Annotated in this window: 3 protein-coding genes; all 3 read left to right on the top strand. The window is 47.9% G+C overall.

Features of this window, described 5'->3' with window-relative positions; all coding sequences use genetic code 11:
* On the top strand, positions 1 to 1,108 hold a 1,108-nt coding region (locus tag JIN85_RS20300; protein WP_200274286.1), incomplete at its 5' end, for an RHS repeat domain-containing protein.
* 11 nt (positions 1,109 to 1,119) lie between these two features.
* Positions 1,120 to 1,377: a hypothetical protein gene (locus JIN85_RS20295; protein WP_200274284.1), complete on the top strand. Its 258-nt coding sequence runs from the start codon at positions 1,120 to 1,122 to the stop codon at positions 1,375 to 1,377.
* Positions 1,378 to 1,535: 158 nt separating this feature from the next.
* Positions 1,536 to 1,832, top strand: a 297-nt coding sequence (locus JIN85_RS20290; protein ID WP_200274282.1) for a hypothetical protein, incomplete at its 3' end; no start/stop codon positions are given.

The raw sequence follows: 1,832 nt of genomic DNA, 5'->3' as shown, positions 1-1,832 counted from the left end.
CAATGCGAGTGTTCCGGGCTCCTCCTCCTCGGGCAGCACGGCGACGATGGACGTGAGCTATGCCTATGACGGCTTGTTCCGCCGGACACGCAAATTGTTTTCAGGGACCTCGTGGCCAAGTGTCGATTACTACTGGAACGAGCAATGGAAGTGCATTGAAGATCGCAACCCGTCAAACAGCTCGCTGAAGAACGAATACCTGTACGGCGGTCGTGGTCGCAACGATCTGATCGCGCGGAACGCAATCAGCGGAGCAAGTGTGAACCGGAAATACGCGGTGTGCGACAACATGAGCAGCAAGGTGTCGATTACGGATACCTCTGGAGTGATCGTCGAGCGCTACCGCTACGTCGCGTTTGGTGGAGTGACGGTGCTGACACCATCATTCAGCCTGCGGACAAGCAGCCTGTATAACTGGACGACGATGTTCCACGACGAGGACGCGGACCTTGAGACGGGTTGGTATAACTACGGCTACCGGTATTACCTCACCGAGCTGGGCAGATGGCCATCCAGAGATCCCATCGGGGAATTGGGAGGATTGAATTTGTATGTATTTGTCCAAAATAACGCAGTAAATACGTATGATGACTTTCGATTATTAATAGGTCCAAGCCCTAAGAAGCAATACTGTGCGGCAGCAAAATCTCACCCTGGAAATAAATGGCTGCAATGTGCATGTGAAGTGTCTTGTCAGATAAATTCATTGCTGGCAGCGCTTTATTTTACTGGGGGATTTGTTGATGATCCTAAAATGAACGCGAAGATCGCAAAGTGGTTTGCGTGTGTAAGAGGTTGCATTTTTGCTAAGTGTCAAGAATTTTATAAAGCTTATAATGATGGGGCAAATCCTGATGATCTTGATTTAACGGTAAATTGGGATGCGGCTTGTAAGAAATGCATTGGAAAGCCAGAAGCGCTTTCAGAAGAAGAATGTTGTAACGCAATGGTAGTTGCAGAGCAAAATGGGATTGAAGAATGTTTACCAAAATGCGGAGAGTTTCCCGGTAATCCCAAAGCAGTTCCAATTCCAGGTTTTAACGGTGATTTCAGCAATTTGAAAGATCGAATAGACTACGGAAAAAAGAGATGTTGTGAAGATAAATAAAAATAATTCAAATGAACTCGAAACTATTAGTTGTAGCCTTATTGTTGTCTGTGTCGGCTCTTGTCGCCAGCTTGATATCTCAGTTGAAGATGAAATCCGAAATAAGAAAAGAAATTGCGAAACATGAAGCGGAGGAAGTGCAGAGAATTCTACCGTATATAAATGAAAGTCGTGAAGCATTTGGTTATTCTGAGATTTCACCCCAAAACTATTCAGATGCGGCAATTGGGTATCTCGAAGGTCTTTCTAAATTATTTGGTGACGAGTAGTGAATTGTACCAGTCCTGAATGGTATCATCGGGGTCGGTCCCGTTTTTCGAGCATTGTTAGATCGAAAGGTTTCGTCCCGACCTTGGCAACATCGTAACCTCGGTCACCTGCTCCCCGGACGCCTTGCATCGGATCGCACCTCGGCAACCGCACCCAGGTGACAAGTTGGAATCACTCCGATGTGGGCTCCGGAACGGTGGTCAACCAGGTGCAATTGACCTATGATGGATTTGGCAATCTGCTCGAAGACATTCAGGCGGTGCAAGGCTCGGTGGTTACCGGCACGACTCCCAAAGTCGTCTACGCGCGCTCGGACGGGGATGGCAACAGCAACGGGCTTGAATCGTTCGCCTACCCGGGTGGACGAGAAATCACCCACCAGTATGGATCAAGCAACTCGATGAGTGACTGGCTTTCAAGGCTTGACACCGTCTATGATTCCACTAGTAGTTTT

Origin of the sequence: Luteolibacter pohnpeiensis (genome assembly GCF_016595435.1) — a bacterium.
Lineage (GTDB): Bacteria > Verrucomicrobiota > Verrucomicrobiia > Verrucomicrobiales > Akkermansiaceae > Luteolibacter > Luteolibacter pohnpeiensis.
The sequence above is the reverse complement of the archived record's forward strand: the minus strand, read 5'-3'. Positions and strand labels throughout refer to the sequence as shown.